Here is a 3,131-nt window from a genome sequence, read left to right on the forward strand (position 1 = left end):
TTGACGCTTGGCGTCTAGGCTGCGCAGCAGCGCTTGTACTTCTTGCCCGATCCGCAGGGGCAAGGATCGTTACGACCAATCTTGTTTGCCTGGATGGACCTGAGTCCATTTGCGTCGCCATCATGAAGCAGGGCCAGCGATCTCATGCCGACGATGGCGCGTGGTAGAAGCTCAGCGTGTTCATCGCGGATGTCGTCAGCGTCATCGCGTTCTTCGATCTGCTCGTCCGTCTCGATGAAGCCGACGATTAGGCCAAGGAACGTTGCGGTGCGCTCGTCGTCGGCGATATCCGTCCAGTATTCCGGATGGATCGTCATGGCCTTGTAGAAGCCCTTCATCCATCCCCGGACCCTGTCATGGTCCGCTTTCTTGCCCCGCTCGCAGAAGCTGGGCTGATAGCCTGGCCATCCCTTTTGGAGGTCTGCTTCGATCGCTTTAAACCGTGCCAGAACGGCAGCGAGAGCTTGCTGCATCCTTGCCTTGTCCGTGACAGGGGGGATCGCCGTCCACAAGTCAGCAATCCAGTCAGCGATTTCCAACTCGGGCGTCACCAGGACGCCGGTCAGGTAGCCGTCCATCTCTAATGGCGGCAAGAGATCTGGATCCCAGTTGAGGGGAGCGAACAGGGCGGAGAGAGGCTGTGAGGTAGTCATGCGGCCTGAGCAGTATCGCGTAGCGCCTGCCAGCGCCATGGCAGCAGCTCATCGATTCGATTGATCGGGTGATTGCCGATGCGCTCGATGACGTCGGTAAACCAGGCTTCGGGCTCGATGCCGTTAAGTTTGCATGTTTCGACCAGTGAGAAGAACAGCGCCGAGGCGTCCCCGCCCGTGGTTGAGCCCACGAACATCCAATTGCGGCGCCCGAGAGCGACCCCGCGCAGCGCGTTCTCGACAAGGTTGTTGCTGATTTCGAGCAGACCATCGTCGCAATAGCGGATCATTGCCGCCCATCGATTGAGCGGATATCGGCATGCTTTCGCCAAGGCGCTATCCGAAGACAGGCCTTTCATCTGCGCTTCAAGCCACGACCGCAAGGCCGCCAGTTTGGGGCGGGCAAGGTTCTGGCGAACGCGTCGCCGTTTGTCAGGTGGTGCGCCCTTGATATCGCGCTCGATGGCGAAGAGTTCGCCGATCCGGACGACCGCCTCGGCGGCGATTGATGATGGCGTCTTTCCCAGGATGTCGGTGAACTTGCGCCGGGCATGAGCCCAGCATCCCACTTCGGTCACATCGCGCGGAGCCTTGGTTTTGGGATCGCGGTAGAGCGCGTTGTAGCCGGAATAGCCATCCGCCTGGAGATAGCCTTGATATCCCGCAAGGTGGGCTTCGGGGTGCTCGCCGCCGCGGCCGGTGCTGAAGCGGTAGGCCACGGCGGGCGGGCTCATATCACCGCTTGAACGCCCATCGCGCAGATAGACCCAGAAGTATGCGGTGTGGCTGCCATCCTCGCCGGCCAGCAAAGTAACCGGCGTCTCGTCACCGTGCACCTTGGGCGCTTCGAGGACATAGGAGAGCAGCCGCTCACCGAGCGGCGCCATCAACCAGGCCAGTTTGCGAGCCCAGCGCCCCATCACATCGCGATCGATGTGCACGCCTTGCCGACGCAGGATCACCGACTGGCGGTACCAGGGTTGATGGTCGGCGAAGCGGCTGACGACGAGATGCGCGAGCACGGCGCTGCTTGCCATGACCTTGGGCAGCGGCAGATCGATGGCTGGAGCCTGACGGATTTGCTCGCAGGTCCGGCAGGCGATACGGGGGCGAACATGCCGCAGTACGCGGAAGCGGGCCGGAACGTAGTCCAGGACCTCGGTGACGTCCTCGCTGATCGTCGTCTCGGGGCCACCGCAGCCACCGGCACATGGACCGGGGTGATGCTCCGTCGTCTGGCGCGGGATGTGCGCGGGGATCGGCGCGCGGATCCTGGCCTTGCGTGCCGACTGCGGCTTTGCTGCTACCGGAGCATCATCATTGGCAGGTGCGGGAGTATCGACCTCCTCGAACATCAGGCGCAACTGCGCGATGTCCATCTTTTCGGAGCTGCGACCGAACTGGACGCGCAACAACCGGGCAAGGCGATGCTCGAGCTTCTCTATCGTCAGGTTCTGGGCTTTGACGGTTTCCTTCGCCGTCTTCAATTCGGCCCGCTCCAACTCCATGGCCTCAGCCATCTCCCGCAGCATTTTCTGCAGAAGAACCGGGTCTGTGGGGAGGCGATCAAGGTCGAACCGCATACCCGGGACTATAGCGGAAACGTCCCGGCAATCCTACGAAAAACCTCAGTTTTCTAAGACTTTCATCGCTCACGCGAGGGTCGGTGCGACCACCTCGTCGTGCACGATCGCCTGGCGCCAATCCAGACCTTCGATCAACATCGCCAACTGCGCGCCCGAGAGCCTCACTGCAACCCCATCCTGGGTTCGCGGCCACACGAACTTCCCGCGTTCGAGACGCTTTGCATAAAGGCAAAGCCCCGATCCGTCCCAGACCAGGGCCTTCAATCTGTCGCCGCGCTTCCCGCGAAACAGGAACACAGCGCCGGAGAATGGGTCAAGCTGCAGGATGTTGCGAACCTGCGTGGACAGACCATCCAAGCCCTTCCTCATGTCGCACGGGGCGAGCGACAGATAGATCTTCGCCGACGGCGGAAGCGTCAGGCTCAACGATCGATCTCCCCGACCACCTCGAGAACCAGCTTCAACGCAGCCCGATCGACCAGCTTGTCGACCAAAACCGTGAGACCGCCGTTCCCTCTGATCTCGATCCGTCCAATCTCCGACAACTTGCCCGGCAGCCCAGAACTCATCAGCTCGACGGGCACGAACCCCGCCATCGCGCCTTTCAGCAGTTGCTTGCGCCACGTGTAAAGTTGGCCGGTCCCGATCCCGTGGCGGCGCGCAACAACCGCCATGATGGCTCCAGGCTGCGTCGTTTCCTTCAGGATCGCGAGCTTTTCCTCGTCACTCCAACGCCGACGTCGCTCCACACGTACAACCGCTCCGCCATCCCGGCGATCGCTCATACGAGGCTCGTTTGACTGCTTAATATCCATTCGCAAGGCCTCCATCTGCCCCGCGAAATTCACAACATCCCCGATCCGCACAAGGCCGGGTTCTGTCGACGTTTACG

General features: G+C 61.6%; 4 protein-coding genes. All 4 read right to left on the reverse strand.

From position 1 onward, the window contains the following. Nucleotides 1-14: 14 nt before the first annotated feature. Nucleotides 15-692 (reverse strand): YecA/YgfB family protein, encoded by a 678-nt coding sequence (locus B5483_RS22640; protein ID WP_079732146.1) that lies wholly within the window; start codon nucleotides 690-692, stop codon nucleotides 15-17. Beyond that, entirely contained in the window at nucleotides 650-2,173 is a 1,524-nt protein-coding gene (gene tnpC / locus B5483_RS22645; RefSeq protein ID WP_217698244.1) for an IS66 family transposase, read from the reverse strand. Before tnpC ends, B5483_RS22640 begins: the two co-directional genes overlap by 43 nt. A 132-nt stretch (nucleotides 2,174-2,305) precedes the next feature. Further along, nucleotides 2,306-2,665, reverse strand: coding sequence for an IS66 family insertion sequence element accessory protein TnpB (tnpB, locus tag B5483_RS22650; protein WP_342743705.1), 360 nt, complete (start codon nucleotides 2,663-2,665; stop codon nucleotides 2,306-2,308). Beyond that, nucleotides 2,662-3,024 (reverse strand): IS66-like element accessory protein TnpA, encoded by a 363-nt coding sequence (tnpA, locus tag B5483_RS22655; protein ID WP_176168190.1) that lies wholly within the window; start codon nucleotides 3,022-3,024, stop codon nucleotides 2,662-2,664. The genes tnpB and tnpA overlap by 4 nt, the downstream gene beginning before the upstream one ends. Between the last annotated feature and the right edge of the window lie 107 nt (nucleotides 3,025-3,131).

It is taken from the genome of Novosphingobium mathurense, assembly GCF_900168325.1.
GTDB lineage: Bacteria > Pseudomonadota > Alphaproteobacteria > Sphingomonadales > Sphingomonadaceae > Novosphingobium > Novosphingobium mathurense.

What these genes read in the sequence shown, in the direction of transcription:
- B5483_RS22640 (WP_079732146.1), bottom strand. Translation starts at nt 692, where the DNA reads ATGGCGCTGGCAGGCGCTACGCGATACTGCTCAGGCCGCATGACTACC.
- tnpC (WP_217698244.1), bottom strand. Translation starts at nt 2,173, where the DNA reads ATGGCTGAGGCCATGGAGTTGGAGCGGGCCGAATTGAAGACGGCGAAG.
- tnpA (WP_176168190.1), bottom strand. Translation starts at nt 3,024, where the DNA reads ATGAGCGATCGCCGGGATGGCGGAGCGGTTGTACGTGTGGAGCGACGT.